The following is an 18,873-nucleotide window of genomic DNA, read 5'->3' on the forward strand; positions in this document are numbered from 1 at the left end:
CATTCAGAACGGGGCGGCGTGACGGGCGTTAACCGGCTCTCCGCTCACGGGATGAATAAAATTCAGAACGCTTGCATGCAGCATCAGCCGGGGCGTTCCCTCAGCCCCCGGCGCGTCAAGACCGCCATACAGATCGCAGCCCAGAATCGGGTGCCCCAGCCGCTGGCAGTGGATGCGCAGCTGGTGGGTTCGCCCGGTTTCCGGCGTGAGTTCAACCCGCGTTAACGGCAGTCCCGTACCCTGATAAAACCGTTCCACCACCCGATAGCGGGAGCGGGCGGGTTTACCGTTGATGGCGCAGATCGACATCAGCGGAAACAGCGCCGGGTCTTTGGCAATCGGTGCGTCTATGACTCCCTCATCGTTTTCCAGATGTCCGCAAAGCAGAGCGCTGTAGACTTTCTCCACGCTGCGCTGGCTGAACTGCTGGCACAGCGCCGCGTTGATGGCCTTATTGCGCGCAACCACCATCAGCCCGGACGTGCCGAAATCCAGACGGTGTACCAGCGTGCAGCCGGGGAACGTCTGGACCAGACGATAATGGACAGAATCGAGGTTTTGCGGATTTTTGCCCGAGAGGCTGAGCAGGCCGGAAGGCTTATCGATCAGCAGCAGATGTTCATCCTGCCAGAGGATATTGATGTCGTCGTGACACGGTGGGGCTATAAAAGAATCGATAATCGCAGACATCAGGCCGCCCGGCTGGAGAGTAGGTGCGGATGATAACGAAATGCGGGGAAAAAGAAAAACCCTCCCACCGGGCGGTGAGAGGGCAAAATCTTACGCTGCTACCAGGCTGTCGATGGCGGCTTTCGCATCGGTCTGCGCTTTGGTCGCCACTTCCGGACCGTAAGCGATACCTTCAGCGAACACGAAGTTCACGTCGGTGATGCCGATGAAGCCCAGGAACAGGCTCAGGTACGGCGCAACCAGGTCGGTTGGGGTATCTTTATGGATGCCGCCACGGCTGGTCAGGACGATCGCACGTTTACCTTTCACCAGACCTTCAGGGCCGTTCTCGGTGTAGCGGAAGGTTACGCCAGCGCGCGCCACCAGGTCGAAGTAGTTCTTCAGCTGGGTAGGGATGTTGAAGTTGTACATTGGGGCGTTGATAACGATAACGTCGTGCGCCTGCAGCTCAGCAATCAGCTCGTCGGACAGGGCCAGCGCTTCCTGCTGACGTGGAGACAGCGGTGCATCGCTTGGGCGCAGCGCGCCAACCAACTCGCCGTCCAGCACAGGAATTGGGTTTGCAGCCAGGTCACGCACGGTGATTTGATCTGCGGAATGCTGTTCACGCCACTGTTCAACGAAGTAATCAGACAGCTGACCAGACTGAGAGTACCCTGCCAGAATGCTGGATTTCAAAACTAATACTTTGCTCATGGGTGATTCCTGTTTTTGCATTTGATTGAAGGGGGTTGCCCCGTTGCTTGTTGACACTCTATTCACAATCCTGTCGCAGGGATAGCGCAATATATCGAAGCCTATGTTCGAATTTTTTGAATAAGGCGCTGAAAGCGTCGATGTGGTACTCTATAGCAATCATTAAAAAGAGATTTTACCCGGCAGAGCACTGCCCATTAATGCTATGACAGAACAACAAAAAATCACCTTCCCGATGCTCCTGCAACAGCTTGATTCCCTGATGCTGCGCGATAAACAGCGGTTTTCACGCCGGCTGCACGGCGTGAAGAAGGTTAAAAATCCTGATGCACAACAGGCCATTTACCAGGAGATGGCGAAAGAGATTGAACAGGCGGCAGGGAAGGTTGTGCTGCGCGAAGCCGCACGTCCGGCGATTACCTACCCGGAAAACCTCCCCGTCAGCCAGAAAAAACAGGACATCCTTGAGGCCGTTCGCGACCACCAGGTAGTGATTGTCGCGGGTGAAACCGGTTCGGGAAAAACCACCCAGCTGCCGAAAATCTGTATGGAGCTTGGGCGAGGGCTAAAAGGGCTGATTGGCCACACCCAGCCGCGTCGTCTGGCGGCGCGTACCGTGGCGAACCGTATTGCCGAAGAGTTGCAGACGGAGCCGGGCGGCTGCATTGGTTATAAGGTGCGATTCAGCGACCACGTTAGTGATAACACCATGGTCAAGCTGATGACCGACGGTATTCTGCTGGCGGAAATCCAGCAGGATCGCCTGCTGATGCAGTACGACACCATCATCATTGACGAAGCGCACGAGCGCAGCCTGAACATCGACTTCCTGCTCGGCTACCTGAAAGAGCTGCTGCCGCGTCGCCCGGATCTCAAAATCATCATCACCTCCGCGACCATCGACCCGGAACGCTTCTCGAAGCATTTCAACAATGCGCCGATTATTGAGGTGTCAGGCCGCACGTATCCGGTTGAAGTGCGCTATCGCCCGATTGTTGAAGAGGCGGATGATACCGAGCGCGACCAGCTGCAGGCCATCTTCGACGCCGTTGACGAGCTGGGCAACGAAAGCGCGGGCGACATTCTGATCTTCATGAGCGGCGAGCGCGAGATCCGCGATACCGCCGATGCGCTCAGCAAGCGCGACCTGCGCCACACGGAAATCCTGCCGCTGTATGCCCGCCTGTCCAACAGCGAACAGAACCGCGTCTTCCAGCCGCACAGCGGACGCCGTATCGTTCTGGCGACCAACGTGGCGGAAACCTCGCTCACCGTGCCGGGGATTAAATACGTGATCGACCCGGGCACGGCGCGCATCAGCCGCTACAGCTACCGCACGAAGGTTCAGCGGCTGCCGATTGAGCCGGTCTCTCAGGCTTCTGCTAACCAGCGTAAAGGCCGCTGCGGCCGCGTGTCGGAAGGGATCTGTATTCGTCTCTATTCCGAAGATGATTTCCTGTCACGTCCGGAATTTACCGACCCGGAAATTCTGCGCACCAACCTGGCGTCCGTTATCCTGCAGATGACCGCGCTGGGGCTGGGCGACATCGCGGCGTTCCCGTTCGTCGAAGCGCCGGACAAGCGCAACATTCAGGACGGCGTACGTCTGCTGGAAGAGCTTGGCGCCATTACCACCGACGAACAGGCGAGCATCTATAAGCTGACGCCGCTGGGCCGCCAGCTCAGCCAGCTGCCGGTGGATCCGCGTCTGGCCCGTATGGTGCTGGAAGCGCAAAAGCACGGCTGCGTGCGCGAGGCGATGATCATTACCTCGGCGCTCTCCATCCAGGACCCGCGCGAGCGTCCGATGGACAAACAGCAGGCGTCTGACGAAAAGCATCGTCGCTTCCACGACAAAGAGTCCGACTTCCTCGCCTTCGTGAACCTGTGGAACTATCTCGGCGAGCAGCAGAAAGCGCTCTCCTCGAACCAGTTCCGCCGTCAGTGCCGCGTGGATTTCCTCAACTACCTGCGCGTTCGCGAGTGGCAGGATATCTACACCCAGTTGCGCCAGGTGGTGAAAGAGCTGGGTATTCCGGTTAACAGCGAGCCGGCGGAGTACCGCGAAATTCATATCGCGCTGCTGACCGGCCTGTTGTCGCATATCGGGATGAAAGATGCGGACAAGCAGGAGTACACCGGCGCGCGCAACGCTCGCTTCTCCATCTTCCCCGGTTCCGGCCTGTTCAAAAAGCCGCCGAAATGGACCATGGTCGCCGAGCTGGTGGAAACCAGCCGCCTGTGGGGGCGCATTGCCGCGCGTATCGATCCGGAATGGGTTGAGCCGGTGGCGCAGCACCTGCTGAAACGCTCGTACAGTGAACCGCACTGGGAGCGCGCGCAGGGCGCGGTAATGGCGACCGAAAAGGTGACCGTTTACGGCCTGCCGGTGGTCGCCGCGCGTAAGGTTAACTACAGCCAGATCGATCCGGCACTCAGCCGCGAGCTGTTTATCCGCCACGCGCTGGTGGAGGGGGACTGGCAGACGCGTCACGCCTTCTTCCGTGAAAACCTGAAGCTGCGTGCCGAGGTGGAGGAGCTTGAGCACAAGTCCCGCCGTCGCGATATTCTGGTGGACGATGAGGCGCTGTTTGAGTTTTACGACCAGCGCATCAGCCACGATGTTATCTCCGCCCGCCACTTCGACAGCTGGTGGAAAAAGGCCAGCAAAGAGACGCCGGACCTGCTCAACTTCGAAAAGAGCATGCTTATTAAAGAGGGGGCGGAGTCGGTCAGCAAGCTCGACTACCCGAACTTCTGGCATCAGGGAAACCTTAAGCTGCGGCTGACCTATCAGTTTGAACCGGGTGCCGACGCGGATGGCGTGACCGTTCATATTCCGCTGCCGCTGTTAAATCAGGTCGATGAGGGCGGCTTTGAGTGGCAAATCCCCGGCCTGCGCCGCGAGCTGGTGATTGCGCTGATCAAATCCCTGCCGAAACCGGTGCGCCGTAACTTTGTACCTGCGCCAAACTATGCGGAAGCGTTTTTAGGCCGCGTCACGCCGCTGGAGCTGCCGCTGCTGGACGCGCTGGAGCGCGAGTTCCGCCGCATGACCGGTACCACCATCGACCGCGAAGACTGGAACTGGGATCAGGTGCCCGATCACCTGAAAATCAGCTTCCGCGTAGTGGACGATAAAAACAAAAAGCTGCTGGAAGGGCGTTCGCTGAGCGAGCTGAAAGAGGCGCTGAAGGGGAAAGTTCAGGAGACGCTTTCTGCGGTGGCGGACGATGGTATCGAGCAAAGTGGGCTGCACATCTGGAGCTTTGGCCAGCTTCCGGAAAGCTACGAGCAGAAGCGCGGGAACTATAAGGTCAAGGCCTGGCCTGCGCTGGTGGACGAGCGCGACAGCGTGGCGATCAAACTCTTTGATAATCCGCAGGAACAGCAGCAGATGATGTGGCGCGGGCTGCGCCGCCTGCTGCTGCTGAACATCCCGTCGCCGATCAAGTATCTGCACGAGAAGCTGCCGAACAAGGCCAAGCTGGGGCTCTACTTTAACCCGTACGGCAAGGTGCTGGATCTGATTGACGACTGCATCTCCTGCGGCGTGGACAAGCTGATCCACGAGGCAGGCGGTCCGGTCTGGACGGAAGAGGGCTTTGCACAGCTTCATGAGAAGGTGCGCGCCGAGCTGAACGACACCGTAGTGGAGATTGCCAAACAGGTCGAGCAGATCCTTACCGCTGTGTTCAATATCAACAAGCGCCTGAAGGGGCGCGTGGATATGACCATGGCGCTGGGGCTCTCGGACGTGAAGGCGCAGATGGCGGGGCTGGTGTACCGCGGCTTTGTCACCGGGAATGGCTTCGCACGCCTGGGCGACACCCTTCGTTATCTCCAGGCGATTGAAAAACGTCTGGAGAAAATGGCCATCGATCCGCACCGCGATCGCGCGCAGATGCTGAAGGTCGAAAGCGTGCAGCAGGCGTGGCAGCAGTGGCTAAACAAGCTGCCGCCGACGCGCCGCGACGATGAAGACGTGCAGGCGATCCGCTGGATGATCGAGGAGCTGCGCGTCAGCTTCTTTGCCCAGCAGCTCGGTACGCCGTATCCGATTTCGGATAAGCGTATTCTGCAGGCGATGGAGCAGATTTCCGCTTAAGCCCCGGTTTTCTCCCTCTCCCTGTGGGAGAGGGGCGGGGTGAGGGCATCATCCCGCACATTTTTTCACCCGTTCACCATCGCCAGCGTAAACCCATCCCATCCTTTAACCCCCACCGTCTGCAGCGCGGTGGCGGTTACGCGCGGGTTATCCCCAATCATCTCGATAAAACGCCGCACGCCCTGCACGCGCGCGTCGTCGCTTTCCCCGTTAATGACTTCGCCGTCGCGCACCACGTTATCGCCAATGATTATCGTGCCGGGACGGGAATAGTGCAGCGCCCACTCCAGATAGCCGGGATTGTTGGGCTTATCGGCATCGATAAAAATTAAATCGAACGGGGAAACGTCACCGAAATTCTCCAGCGAGTTCAGCGCCGGGCCTTCAATCAGTTCAATGCGATCGTTTAGCCCCGCGAGGTGAATATTCTGGCGGGCAACATTGGCATGCGTCGGGTCAGCCTCAAGCGTAATCAGCTTTCCATCCGGCGGCAGGGCGCGCGCCATCCAGATTGAGCTATAGGCACCCAGCGTACCGATCTCAAGTATCCGCCGCGCCTGCGTCATGCGTACGAACAGCGCCAGCAGCTGCCCCTGATTGGCCGCTACGTCGTGTTCGGGTAGCCCGGCGCGTTTGTTGTTTTCCAGTACCTGATGAAGTACGTCATCGTCAGGGATAAGCGAAGAAATCATGTAATTATCTACTGCAGACCATTGTTGTTGCATAGATTGACTCCTTGGATTTTTCTCCCTCTCCCCGTGGGAGAGGGTCGGGGTGAGGGCATCAGCGCGCAAGGCGGTTCATGCGTTCTTCCAGCCGCCGCCCAGCGCCCTGTACAAATCGATCTGCGCCAGCAGCAGGTTATTTTTCACCTGCACCACGCTGGTCTGGACCGAGTACAGCGTGCGCTGCGCGTCCAGCACGTCCAGATAAGAGGAGTAGCCGTTGCGATAGCGATTCTGGGCTATGCGCAGCGTCTCCTGGGCCACGTCCTGCTGGGCAAGCAGCTCCGTCAGCTGTTCCTGATAGCGCGTAATGGCATCAAGGCTGTTGTTCACCTCGGCAAACGCGTTACGCACGGTTTTTTCATAGGCGTACAGCGCCTGGTTACGCTGGGACTGGGAAATATCCACCTGCGCGTTCAGCGCCTGGCGGTTAAGGAGCGGGGCGAGAATACTGCCGCCTGCGCTCCAGAGCTGAAGCGGGTTGTCCAGCAGGCCGGAAAGCGTACGATCCTGAATCGATCCGGTTGCGGTCAGGTTGATCGATGGCAGCAGGCTGGCGCGTGACGCGGCAAGCGAGGCGTCAGCCGCAACCAGCTGTCGCTCGGCCTGAACGATATCCGGCCTGCGATTCAGCAGCGTAGAAGGCAGCTGCGACGGCAGCGTGAGCGGCGTCAGCGCCGCAAAGCTTTCGCTGCGAGCCACCGCGCCGGGATTGCTTCCCAGCAGCAGGCTCAGGGCATTCTCCTGTTGCGCTATCTGATGCCGCAGCACGGGCACCTGCGCCCGCGTTGAGCGAAGCTCGGAATCCGACTGCATCAGCTCCAGGCGAGAGCTGTAGCCCGTCTCAAGCTGGCGTTTGGCGAGCTTAAACGCCTCCTCGCGCGATTTCAGCGTGGATTCGGTCACGCGCAGCTGTTCGTCAAGCGAGAGCAGGGTGACGTACCCGGAGGCAACGGACGACGCGACGGTGAGATCCGCGGCGGCAGCGGCGGCTTTTTGCGCTGCCAGCGAGGCTTCGGCGGCATTGGCTGTGCTGCGGTTGACGCCCCAAATATCAACGTCATAGCTCGCCGTCAGGCTGCCTCTGTACAGTGTGCCGTAGACCGGCAGCCCGGTCGCGGCGGATTGCGAACGGGCGCGCGTCCCCGTTACGCCCGCGTCAAGGGACGGAAACAGGCTGCCGTCGGCAGCAAAGACCCGCGCCTGATACTCGTTAATTCGTTCGCGGGCGATCAGCACGTCGCTGTTGTTCTTAAGCGCCTGATCCACGTAGCGGTTGAGGTTGTTGTCATGAAAATTACGCCACCAGAGCTGCTCCGTCGGGCTGGCAGGACCGGCGTCAGCACGCCACTGTGCAGGAATTTGCAGCGTCGGCTGCGCCGGTTTGACATCGACGGACTGGCATCCGGCCAGCATGACCGCCAGCACCAGACCGGCTATCGGGCGAAGAGTCATTGCTTCGCCTCCCGCGTATCAATCGTCACCTGTACCGACATACCCGGACGCAGCAGTTTGTACGCGTCTTCTTCACCCAGCACCTCAATACGCACCGGAATACGCTGGGCGATTTTGACAAAGTTGCCGGTAGCGTTGTCCGGCGTGATGGCGCTGAATTCAACCCCGGTCGCCGGGGAGATGCTCTCCACGCGGCCCTGATACGCCTTGTTGTTTAAGGCATCGACGGTGAATTTCACTGGCTGGCCGACGCGCAGCTCCGCCAGCTGGGTCTCTTTGATGTTGGCGATCACCCAGTGCTGAGGCGGCACAAGGGTAGTGAGGTGCGTTCCGGCGGTTACATACGCCCCGAGACGCACGGCAATCTGACCGAGCTGGCCGTCGCGCGGGGCGATAATGCGGGTGTTTTGCAGGTCAATCTGCGCCAGCTCCAGCGCCGCTTTGGCGTTTTCAACATCCGCCTCCAGCGCGCCGCGGTTCACAATCACCGTCTGCAGATCCTGACGCGACATCTCAAGCGTGGCTTTCGCCTGGTCGATGTCGGCGCTGCCCTGGGCGGCGCTGGCCAGCGCGGCATCACGTTCGCGAATGGAAAGCGATCCGTCTGCCGTCAGATCCTTCACGCGCTTTAGATCCGCCTGGGTTTTCAGGCTCTGGGCGCGGGCATTTTTCAGCGCGGCGTCATTTTTGGCGATGGTCGCTTCGGCGCTTTTACGCTGCTGCAGGTTGTTATTCAGGGCGGCAATTTTCATCGCCAGCTGTGCCTCGGCCTGATGGACGCGCTGACGATAGATCCGGTCGTCGATCTGCAACAGCAGGTCACCTTTTTTGACCTGCACAAAGTCCTGAACCTTCACCTCGGTGATATAGCCGTTAACCTGGGGGCTGATGAACGTCGTCTGGCCGCGCACGTAGGCGTTGTCGGTAAACTGCGCGTGGCGGGTAAACGGCGGCAGCTGCCATGCATAAAGGATCACCAGTACGCCGACAATACCGATGGCGGCAGCGGTAAAAACGGACACAATGCGCACATTTTTGCGGGTGTTGGCCTGCTCTTTGGCGGCATCCTGCTGACTCATAAATTCTCCAGAAATAATTCAATTATTTGTTGCCGGTGGCGTTCTTCAGCGCCATACGGGCAGTGATGCGCAGGCGCAGCAAGCGCCATAAAATCCAGACCAGCGTGGCGGCGGCAATGCTCGCCGTCAGAAGATAAGTATCGTTGTAAGCCAGAATGTTTGCCTCAAGGGTGGTCACCGCCTGTAGCTGAGTAATGGCCTGCGTTCCCAGCAGCGAGCTGTCGCCAATCAGGCTTTTATACATCTGGGTATATAGCTGTATCCGCTCGTTGACCAGCGGGTTGAGCGTGGTGAGCTGATCCGCCAGCAGGCTGGAGTGGTACTTCTCGCGCCAGGTCTGGAAGGTGCCGAGAATCGCCGACCCCAGCAGGCCGCCGAGGTTCTGGCTCATACCGAACATGACCGAGAAGCTGACCAGGTTACGCGGGTCGGCGATCACCCCGCCAATGGCGGCCAGCATGGCGGGTGCCAGGAAGAAGGCGCTGCCGAAGCCAAGCAGGAACTGGCTGACCATCAGCTGATCCGGGCGGGTCAGGTTGTTGGACTGGCTGTCCAGCAGCGAGGCAACAATCATCAGCGCCAGCGAGGTGACGATCGGCCACGCCAGCTTTGTAGGCTTGATGGTGAGACAGCTGGTGACGATCCCGCAGACGATCCCGGCGAAAATGGACCACGCCAGGTGGGTCATCTGCTCGTTCTGTAATCCCACGTACTGCAGCCAGCCGATGACGCCGGTATTTTGCTCCGCCAGCACGATGCGGATCAGCAGCATAATGAGCCCCAGACGGACGATGCTGCCGCTCGACAGCCAGCGGGTGTTCAGTAGCGGGTTGCTGCGGTTATGTTCAAACACGATGGCGGAAACAATGAGCACCAGCGATAGCGCCAGCGACCAGCCGATCCACGGCGCCTCGAACCACCATTCAAGGCGGCCTAACGAGAGCACGGCGCAGAGCAGGGCCATACCAGGAGCCAGTAAAAAGAAGGTGATGAAGTCTTTCTTCTCAAAGACCTTGCGCCGATCCCCCGGCGGCAGCTTTAAGGCTATCACGCAGGCAAGGGAGATCAGCGCCAGCCCGAGCTCGAAGAAATAGAGCCCGCGCCACTCGTCCAGTTGCAGCAGTTCGGTGGAAAAGAGACGCGCCAGCGGAATAGCGAGCGACGATCCGGTGATGCCGATGGTGAGCGCCTTCAGGCGGTGCTTCGCAGGCCAGGCCTGTATTTGATAATAAATCCCCAGCGAGCTGAGCGCCGCGGCCACCATCCCGTGCGCGGCACGCACCATCAGCGCCGAGCTGAGATCGTTAACGAACAGGTGGAAAAAGGTGACCAGTACGTACAGCACCAGAAAACCTTCCGTAAAGGCGCGCAGGCCGTACTGCTGGCGGAATTTGACCAGCAGCAGGTTGATGGAGATGTTGGTCATCACATAGACCGCGGGTAGCCAGGCGATTTCGGTCGACCAGGCCCCGAAGGTTCCCTGCAGGTTTTGCAGGTTGGCGGTCACCACCGCATTTCCCAGCGCCCCCGTCAGACATACCAGCAGGCCAACGACGCCGTAGGCGACGCGTTTTGGCGTATTGTGCTCCGGGGTGGAAGGTGAACCCAGCAGGGCGGGTTTCTCATGTGGCTGCCACTCGCGAGGAGCATAAGGGTCGCGTTCGGGCAGGCGCATAACGTCATTACCTTAGAAATAATTGAATAATTAGCGGGCTGGCGATTCTACGTCTGCCGCAAATGATAATTCAAGTGAATATGATTTACGCATGTTAATCAAATGTAGAAGAAAAATTTAAGTAAAAAGAGCGGCCCGCGGGACGGGCCGGGAAAGGTCAGAGACGTTCGGGCTGCGCCTGGATGAGTGTTGCACGCTTAACGCGGCTGGCGCAGAAGATCGCGATTAAGGAGATGACCACCGTGACGGCAAGATACCAGGCCACCGGAACCCAGTCGCCGTCATATTTTGCCAGCAGGCCGGTGGCAATCAGCGGGGCAGTACCGCCAGCCAGCGCGGCACCGAGCTGATAACCGAGGGTAATGCCGGTGTAGCGTACGTTTGCGCTAAAGATTTCAGAGCACAGCGTGCCGAGTACCGCCGTTACCGGTGCCCACAGCACGCCAAAGGCGATGACCGTTGCGAGCACGATGCCCCAGGTTGTACCGGTATTGAGCAACATAAACCACGGCACGATAAACAAACCGAGGATAAAGACGCTTGTGGCATACATACGCTGACGGCCAATTTTATCCGAGAGCAGCCCCATTAACGGAATCATTATCGTGGCCACCAGGGCTCCCAGCGTCACGGCCTCCAGCGCCTGCGATTTTTGATAGGTCAGCGTGCTGGTGGCGTAGCTCACCACAAACGTAGAGAAAATATAGAACGGCGCGGTTTCCACGACTTTGAGACCGGCGGCAATCAGCACTTCACGCCAGTGGTGCTTCAGCGTATCGCGCAGGGGAGCCTTAGCCACCTGACCGGACGCTTTGACTTTCTTAAAATCAGGCGTTTCATCGATATCTTTGCGGATCCACAGGCCAAGCAACACCAGAACCGAACTCAGCAGGAACGGGATGCGCCAGCCCCAGGAGAGGAAATCTTCCTCACTGAAAAGCGTCATCAGCGAAACAATAAAGGTCGCCATCAGCATGCCGATGGTCACGCCTGCCTGTGGAATGCTGCCGAAGAAGCCTTTACGTTTTTCGGGCGCGTATTCGTAGGCCAGCAACAGCGCGCCGCCCCATTCACCGCCTATGCCCATCCCCTGAATAATACGCATCAGGATCAGCAGTGCGGGCGCCCACAGGCCAATCATGTCATACGTTGGGAGCAGTCCGATCATGACGGTTGCACCTCCCATCAAAGAGAGGGTAAGTACAAGGGTTTTTTTACGGCCAATGCGGTCGCCGATATGGGCGAAAAGTACCCCGCCAATCGGACGGATAAAAAAGGTTAATGAGAAAGAGAGATACGAGAGAATGAGCCCGATCACCGGATCGACCATCGGGAAAAAGATCTTATTAAAGACCAGCGCGGCCGCCGTACCGTAGAGAAAATAGTCAAACCATTCAATGGCGCTCCCGGTAAGGCTGGCGATTAACACCTTCTTATTTTTTCGTAATACCGTCGTCGTACTTTCATGTTCTGTCATGACCTGAAACCCCGCCACGTTGATGATGTATGAGGTGTCACCTGGCGCGCTTCAGGTGCAACCCGTGATGATGAAAAAGGTTGTCAAATTGTTAAGCAACTTAGGGTTGGATGTTGTATTTGGCAAGAGCAGGGGGGTGGAAACTGGTCAGATCACGGCGAAATAAGCAGCGTTGGGTGCTTTTCCATGACGTCTGTACAATACAATGTTTTGTAAGGCTGGAAATCAAAAGCATAATAGGCAGGTGCAACCTGATGATATTTGGATGTTTCTGGTTATTTCAGAAAAACGATAAATTCGGCGATTCAACAACATGAGGAGTTGACCATGGTTCAGCCCCATTTTCCCATTCTGGCGGATGCCACGCTGGCGGCCATCAATACTGTCGGCGCATGGCTGGCGCAGGACGACCTGAGCGAGACCCGTCAGCCCCCGGCGGTCGATGTGGTGATTCTGGCTGGCAACGCGGTGATCCCGACCATTGACGCGGCCTGCCGTATTGCCTCTCAGAAAAACGTGCCGCTTCTGATCAGCGGCGGCATCGGCCATTCGACCACGTTTTTATATGAAGCGATCCGCAAACACCCGCGTTATCACACTCTATCGGTCGCGGGGCGGGCGGAAGCAAGCATTCTTGCCGACGTTGCGCGGGAGTTCTGGCAGATCCCCGATGAGCGCGTGTGGATTGAAGATCGCTCCACTAACTGCGGTGAGAACGCGCGTTTTAGCTGGAACATGCTGAAGCAACGCCAGCGGACAAGCGGGCGGGTGCTGGTGGTGCAGGACCCGACGATGCAGCGCCGCACGATGGCAACCTTTGACCGCGTGTGCCGCGATGAGCCCGCGCCACCGCAGTGGATAGGCCATCCCGGATTTACGCCGATGCTGCAAAACGGAAAAGAGGGCGTGGAATTTAGCGAGGACACCGCCGGGCTGTGGCCCGTTGATCGCTATCTTTCACTGATTCTGGGTGAACTGCCGCGGCTGTATGATGACGTTAACGGCTATGGCCCGGCCGGGCGTGATTATATCGCTCACGTTGAGTTCCCAGAGGTCGTCACCGCCGCATGGAGACGGTTACAACAGGACCCGGTCCTGAAGGGCGCACGTAAAATAATCTGAGCACGGAACAATCCCCTCGCCCCTTTGGGGAGAGGGTTAGGATGAGGGGTAGGGTTGGAAAATCACAGCGCCGCAAACTTATCCAGCGTGCGCACCAGCTGGGTCACAAAACCATATTCGTTGTCATACCAGGCCACGGCTTTCACCAGCTGCAGATCTCCCGCTTCTGACACTTCCGTCTGCGTGGCGTCGAAGACCGAACCATAGTGCGAGCCAACCACATCGGACGAGACAATCTCCTCATCCGTATACCCAAACGATTTATTCCCCTGGGTCGCCTTTTTCAGCGCGGCGTTGATCTCCTCGACCGTCACCTTTTTACCCAGAATCGCTACCAGCTCGGTAACGGAGCCGGTTTTCACCGGCACGCGCTGGGCGTGGCCTTTCAGTTTGCCGCTGAGCGCGGGGATCACCAGACCGATGGCTTTCGCCGCACCGGTGGTATGCGGAATAATATTTTCTGCCGCCGCCCGCGAGGCGCGAAGATCTTTCCCGCGCGGCCCATCCACCAGCGCCTGGGTGCCGGTGTAGGCATGAATGGTGGTCATAGTGCCCACTTTAATTTCAAACGCGTCGTTCAGGGCTTTTGCCAGCGGAGCGAGGCAGTTGGTGGTGCAGGACGCGACGGAAATAATGGTATCGCTGGCGTCAATGGTGTCGTCATTCACGCTGTAGACGATGGTTTTCATCTCACCCGCAGGTGCCGAGATCAGCACTTTCTTCGCTCCGGCGTCCAGGTGCGCCCGCGATTTCTCTTCTGAGGTATAAAAGCCGGTGCACTCCACGACGATATCCACGCCCGCGGCTTTCCACGGAATGTGCTTTGCCTCTTTTTCGGCGTACACCGCGATGGTTTTACCGTCGACGATCAGCGCATCCTCGGTGAAGTCCACGCTCCACGGGAAGCCACCGTAGTTGGAATCATGCCTGAGCAGGTAGGCCAGGACTTTCGGGGAGGTAAGGTCGTTGATGGCGACGACGGTATTGCTGTCCTGGGTTTCAAGAAGGCGGCGCAGCACAAGGCGTCCAATGCGTCCAAATCCGTTAATGCCAATTTTACTCATGATGTTCTCCTGTGAACGTGTCGATACGACAGTTTGAACTCATCCAGGCTTAGACCATCACGGGCAGGGCGGCAATTGAAGATACTTCATACGACGGGAAGTATTTGAAAAACCATACAGAAAAGTTAATGAATTTTTAAGGAAAGGAGATTATGTTGGCGCGGTGACTGTTTTTTTTCAGGAAATCCCATGCGCACTAAATATACAAGCCTGCAAATCACGATTCACTGGCTGGTGTTTTTGTTAATCGTCGTCGCATACAGCGCGATGGAATTCAGAGGCTTTTTCCCGCGTACTGACCGTCCGCTTATAAACATGATCCACGTCTCCTGCGGGATCTCGGTTCTGGTGCTGATGGTGGCGCGATTGCTGATCCGCCTCAAGTTTCCCGCACCGCCCATTCAGCCGAAACCCAAAGCGATGATCACCGGTATGTCTCACCTTGGGCATCTGATTGTCTATCTGCTGTTTATTGCGCTGCCGCTGATTGGCATTGTGATGATGTATAACCGCGGAAACGACTGGTTCGCCTTCGGTCTGGCGATGCCGCACGCGACGGAGGGTAATTTTGACCTGGTGGATGTGCTGAAGGAGTGGCATGAGACGCTGGCAAACCTGGGCTATTTCGTGATTGGTCTGCACGCGGCGGCGGCGCTGATGCATCACTATTTCTGGAAAGATAATACTCTTCTGCGCATGATGCCGAAAAAGCGTCAGTAGTGCTGATACATTGTCGCCGCCTTTCTTGCCCGGCGGCGCTCCGCTTGCACGGGCCTACAAACGGCTCTGAATCGTAGGCCGGGATCGCTACGCGTCACCCGGCGTGTTTTTTAACCCAGCAGCGCACGCTCTTCATCAGTTAACGCCAGCGTCTGCGTTGACCCCGTCTCTGACGATATCACCGCCGCTTCCAGAACAGCCATGACCGCTAACGCCTCGACAGGATGGACAGGATTGGTGATTTTCCCGAGTAGTGCATCACGTACGTTGACGTAATACTGGCGCTGATCGCCTTTCGGGGTCGGGATCGTCTGCGGTTCGCCGTCAGCCCCAAAGAACACCATGCTGTCGTCGTCTTCGCCCCAGGCGTCGCTGCCGGGGATCACGCCAGCAAGCAGCTGCGCTTCCTGCTGGTCGATTCTGGCTTTCACCACGCTGCCTTTGTCGCCATGGACGGTAAAGCGCGCCGTACCGCCAGCCACCAGCATGCTGGCGTGCAGAACCACCTTATGTTCCGGGTAATTTAAGACCACGTGCGCCCAGTCGTTAATCTCTGCGCCGTCGCGCAGCGTTGCGATATTTCCCTGCACAGAATCTGGCAGGTCAAACAGCTGAAGCGTCTGGTCGATCAGGTGCGGCCCCAGATCAAACCATAGGCCGCTGCCGGGCACGTTCTGCTCGCGCCAGCGCACGCGCACTTCCGGGCGGAAGCGGTCAATATGCGACTCCAGATGCTTAACCTTGCCGAGCGTACCCTGCTCGATAATTTGCTTAATGCCGAGGAAATCGCTGTCCCAGCGACGGTTGTGGAAAACGGAGAGCAGAAGCTGCTTTTCATCCGCCAGGGCAATCAGGTCCCGGGCTTCCTGCATATCGAGGGTGAAAGGCTTATCCACGACCACGTGTTTACCCGAGTTCAGGGCCAGCGTCGCCAGCGGCGCGTGGGTGGCGTTAGGGGAGGCAATCACCACCAGGTCGATATCGGGATGCTGAATGGCCTCTTCCGGGGTTGCCACCACCTGTACGTCCGGCAGATCGCGTTTAACCTTCTCTTCATCACGGGAAGAGACCACCGCCAGCTTAAGCCCGTCCACGGACTGGATCAGCGGGGCATGGAACGTTTTCCCCACAAATCCATACCCGATCAGCGCAATGTTGATTGTTTGAACTTTACTCATGACCTTCTCCACGTTAATTCACGCACACCGTGACCTGCAATGCGCCTGGGTCCCCAAGTTCAGGCCAGGGACGATCTAAAAAGAGTTGATGAATGTCGGTTAACCCGGAGACCAGATACGGTTCGCAGCGGTTAACCTTCAGGTGATCGGCGACAATCCAGCCAGCATGGCTGGCGGCGAGCATCGCGCGTTTTACCTCGGCATCTGCTTCTTTACCGGCGCTCAAACCGAGTTCGGCATGAAGGGCGCACGCCCCAAGAATGGCGATATCTGCCCGATAGCGGGACAGCAGGGACAAGGTGGCGCTTCCGGCAAACAGGCGCTGCTTCCGGTCCCAGTTTCCGCCGAGCAGAACAAGCTCTATGTCCTCCCGGTCACTAAAATGCTGGGCGATATCCAGCGAGGTAGTGATCACGGTGTGAGGCCCCTGTAGAAAAGTGGCCACGGCCATCACCGTGCTGCCGGCATCCAGAAACAGGGTGGAACCCGGCGGAACCGCCTGCGCAACCCGTTTCCCGAGGCGCTGCTTGGTTTCCGGCAGCAGGGTATTGCGGCCCTGACGATTCATGGCCGAAAGATTGAGTGCAATTGCCCCGCCGTGATTCTTCTGGGCAAGGCCCTGATTTTCCAGATCGGTTAGATCCCGACGAATAGTATCCGCTGAAACCTGCAGCTTTTCTGCCAGTTCGGTGATGCTGGCCTGACCTTGTTCACTGAGAATATCAAGGACATAGCGCTGACGTGCGGTTTTGTGCATGGCAGTAATCCTGCAAAATGTCGCAATAGTTTGCATAATACAGCATTTTAAAGCAGAGGGAAGGGTGAGAATGGAATTGCAATGACGACGAGAGAAATCGTTCAGATAGGTGATTATTGAAATTATATTAAACAGATATCATTAAGCCGTTCTGAATGTTAACGAGAGTGTTACTGTTTTGTTTTTATTAATGATTTGGATTATGTAACCAGTGCGCAACCCTTAATAGAATTAATATTCTGATAAAAACAATATTGATAGCATTTAATTTCTTACATTAGTTTTTCAATGGAATTTCATGTCAACATAAGTGTGTTGGTTACTTAAATTGACACTTCTTTGAAAATCTTTGTGTCTGACCCGCCGAGAAATTAACGCAAAAATGTACGCAGAGGAGATTAAGAATTTTCCTTAAATAACAGAGGGTTTTGATGTTTCATCTGAAAGGCCATTTTCGGAGTTTTGTCCAGAAACCCCATGTTTTTTCTTATTTGTAACACCGCATTAACATTACGGGTGTAGTGGCCTATACCACATTTTGTTATGCTGCAAATCAACTTAAGAAATAAGTAAATTCTTATTTTTAATAAGACAAAGGCGCTTCTCATCTCCAATGGAAATGGGTATGGGACGTTTTACCTGAAATTCAGTGAGGGAGCGAAAAAGATATTTGTCTAATTATCTATACCTCTTTTTGGGTAATTGTTTTGAGTATCACTCAGAGTCAGGGAGATAAAAATGACGATATTGCACAAGCCTGTGTCACGCCAATTTATAGCTGCGCTGGCATTAATTTCACTAGCCATTAATACGGCTTACGCCAATAGTCGCCAGGTGGGTATTGCCCCGGTGGCAACGACAACCTTAAAAGAAAGTATCCTTTTTGCTATCGACCGCGACCCCTCTGTTAGCCAGCAGGCCGCGCAGTTAGGTATTGGTCAGGCACAAATAGATGAGGCGCGCAGCGGCTGGATGCCGCAAATAGCCTTAAACGGGAGCACGGGGCACAGCCAGACCACCGATTCCAGCGGTTCGCTGAAGAATTCTGCGGCCTGGGGGCTGAGCCTTACCCAGCTGATATACGATTTTGGCAAGACCAACAACAGCATCAGCCAGTCTTCCGCCCGGCGCGATAGCTACCGCTATCAGCTCATGAGCACACTTTCTGATGTGGCGGAAAAAACGGCGCTCGGCTACGTGGAGGTTAAACGCTATTCCGACCTGTTACAGGCGGCAAAAGATAACGTTCAGGCGCTGAAAAACGTGGAGCAGCTGGCCAAACTGCGCGCCGATGCGGGCGTGAGTTCCACCTCCGATGAGCTCCAGACCCGCACGCGGATTGCCGGCATGCAGGCGACGGTGGCGCAGTATAACGCCGCGTTGAACAGCGCCCGCGCGCGGCTCGCGGTATTAACCGGGATGCAGGCGGATAACTATTCGCCGGTACCTGCAAACCTTGCGGTTGAGCCGGATTCGCTCAACCGCATTGATTATTCGTTGATACCGGCGGTAATGGCTGCGCAAAACATGGAACGTTCTGCCCAGTATGGCGTTGAAACGGCGAAGTCCCAGCACTGGCCAACCCTGAGCCTGAAAGGGGGACGCACGCGTTACGAATCGGACAACCGTTCCTACTGGGACGACCAGATCCAGCTCAATATCGATGCACCGCTTTATCAGGGCGGCGCGGTATCCGCACGCGTGCGGCAGGCTGAAGGCGCACGGGCGATGGCGTCCTCTCAGGTCGATCAGGCGCGTTTCGACGTGCTGCAAAAGGCATCCGTCGCACAGGCTGACTGGACCGGCGCACGGGGAAGAATGGAGGCCGGGAAGCGGCAGCTGGAAAACGCGCTGCGGGCCCGCGAGGTTTATAAAAATGAATACACCCTGAGCAAGCGGAGCATTAATGATTTGCTCAGCGTTGAGCAGGATGTCTGGCAGGCCACGTCGGCGAAAATAATCGCCGAGTATGATGGCTGGAGTTCGGCAATTAATTATGCTTCCGCGGTTGATAATTTAATGCCGCTTATTGGAATAGAGAAAAACGCTGCCGCAAAATTACCCGATTTGAGTTAACAAAAGCCACGCATAGCTGCGCGAAATAAGTCTGAAAATAATGGGTGTTTT

14 protein-coding genes are annotated in these 18,873 nt (G+C 56.9%); 4 read left to right on the plus strand and 10 right to left on the minus strand.

Going from position 1 to position 18,873, the window contains the following annotated elements:
• Positions 1–3: 3 nt before the first annotated feature.
• Positions 4–690 carry an RluA family pseudouridine synthase gene (locus AC4ICF_RS11180; protein ID WP_163329261.1) on the minus strand — a complete coding sequence of 229 codons (687 nt, stop codon included), beginning with the start codon at positions 688–690 and terminating at the stop codon, positions 4–6.
• A gap of 90 nt (positions 691–780) precedes the next feature.
• Positions 781–1,386, minus strand: coding sequence for an FMN-dependent NADH-azoreductase (gene azoR / locus AC4ICF_RS11185; protein ID WP_116340063.1), 606 nt, complete (start codon positions 1,384–1,386; stop codon positions 781–783).
• Positions 1,387–1,591: 205 nt separating this feature from the next.
• On the opposite strand from azoR, the gene hrpA reads away from it, so the two are divergent.
• Positions 1,592–5,494 (plus strand): ATP-dependent RNA helicase HrpA, encoded by a 3,903-nt coding sequence (gene hrpA, locus AC4ICF_RS11190; protein WP_316379091.1) that lies wholly within the window; start codon positions 1,592–1,594, stop codon positions 5,492–5,494.
• A gap of 65 nt (positions 5,495–5,559) precedes the next feature.
• On the opposite strand, the gene AC4ICF_RS11195 is transcribed toward hrpA, so the two are convergent.
• From AC4ICF_RS11195 to AC4ICF_RS11215, 5 genes are all read right to left on the minus strand, one after another.
• The gene (locus AC4ICF_RS11195) at positions 5,560–6,219 is read right to left on the minus strand and encodes an O-methyltransferase (RefSeq protein ID WP_316379092.1); all 660 of its coding nucleotides are present in this window, start codon (positions 6,217–6,219) and stop codon (positions 5,560–5,562) included.
• A 75-nt stretch (positions 6,220–6,294) separates the two neighbouring features.
• Positions 6,295–7,674 (minus strand): efflux transporter outer membrane subunit, encoded by a 1,380-nt coding sequence (locus tag AC4ICF_RS11200; protein WP_163329267.1) that lies wholly within the window; start codon positions 7,672–7,674, stop codon positions 6,295–6,297.
• Complete coding sequence (locus tag AC4ICF_RS11205; RefSeq protein ID WP_116340055.1) at positions 7,671–8,753, minus strand: HlyD family secretion protein; 1,083 nt, start codon at positions 8,751–8,753, stop codon at positions 7,671–7,673. The genes AC4ICF_RS11200 and AC4ICF_RS11205 overlap by 4 nt, the downstream gene beginning before the upstream one ends.
• Positions 8,754–8,775: 22 nt before the next feature.
• Complete coding sequence (locus AC4ICF_RS11210; protein ID WP_316379093.1) at positions 8,776–10,428, minus strand: MFS transporter; 1,653 nt, start codon at positions 10,426–10,428, stop codon at positions 8,776–8,778.
• A gap of 157 nt (positions 10,429–10,585) precedes the next feature.
• A complete protein-coding gene (locus tag AC4ICF_RS11215) occupies positions 10,586–11,905 on the minus strand; it encodes an MFS transporter (RefSeq protein WP_116341129.1) in 1,320 nt (439 codons plus the stop codon).
• A 327-nt stretch (positions 11,906–12,232) separates the two neighbouring features.
• Here AC4ICF_RS11215 and AC4ICF_RS11220 point away from each other — a divergent pair, with 327 nt between their 5' ends.
• Positions 12,233–13,027 carry a YdcF family protein gene (locus tag AC4ICF_RS11220; RefSeq protein WP_316379094.1) on the plus strand — a complete coding sequence of 265 codons (795 nt, stop codon included), beginning with the start codon at positions 12,233–12,235 and terminating at the stop codon, positions 13,025–13,027.
• 62 nt (positions 13,028–13,089) lie between these two features.
• Here AC4ICF_RS11220 and gap read toward each other — a convergent pair whose 3' ends face one another.
• Positions 13,090–14,091, minus strand: coding sequence for a type I glyceraldehyde-3-phosphate dehydrogenase (gap, locus tag AC4ICF_RS11225; protein ID WP_166711064.1), 1,002 nt, complete (start codon positions 14,089–14,091; stop codon positions 13,090–13,092).
• 189 nt (positions 14,092–14,280) lie between these two features.
• Here gap and cybB point away from each other — a divergent pair, with 189 nt between their 5' ends.
• Positions 14,281–14,811, plus strand: a complete 531-nt coding sequence (gene cybB, locus AC4ICF_RS11230) for a cytochrome b561 (RefSeq protein WP_316379095.1) — start codon at positions 14,281–14,283, stop codon at positions 14,809–14,811.
• Positions 14,812–14,921: 110 nt separating this feature from the next.
• Here the strand turns inward: cybB and AC4ICF_RS11235 are convergent, their stop codons facing one another.
• Positions 14,922–15,989, minus strand: a complete 1,068-nt coding sequence (locus AC4ICF_RS11235; RefSeq protein WP_316379096.1) for an oxidoreductase — start codon at positions 15,987–15,989, stop codon at positions 14,922–14,924.
• Between the two features lie 13 nt (positions 15,990–16,002).
• Positions 16,003–16,746, minus strand: a complete 744-nt coding sequence (locus AC4ICF_RS11240) for a DeoR/GlpR family DNA-binding transcription regulator (RefSeq protein ID WP_316379097.1) — start codon at positions 16,744–16,746, stop codon at positions 16,003–16,005.
• Positions 16,747–17,484: 738 nt separating this feature from the next.
• Here AC4ICF_RS11240 and AC4ICF_RS11245 point away from each other — a divergent pair.
• Positions 17,485–18,822, plus strand: a complete 1,338-nt coding sequence (locus AC4ICF_RS11245) for a TolC family outer membrane protein (RefSeq protein ID WP_163329275.1) — start codon at positions 17,485–17,487, stop codon at positions 18,820–18,822.
• Positions 18,823–18,873: the final 51 nt, after the last annotated feature.

The organism is Enterobacter sp. ECC_219_Taxon_10 (genome assembly GCF_058354905.1).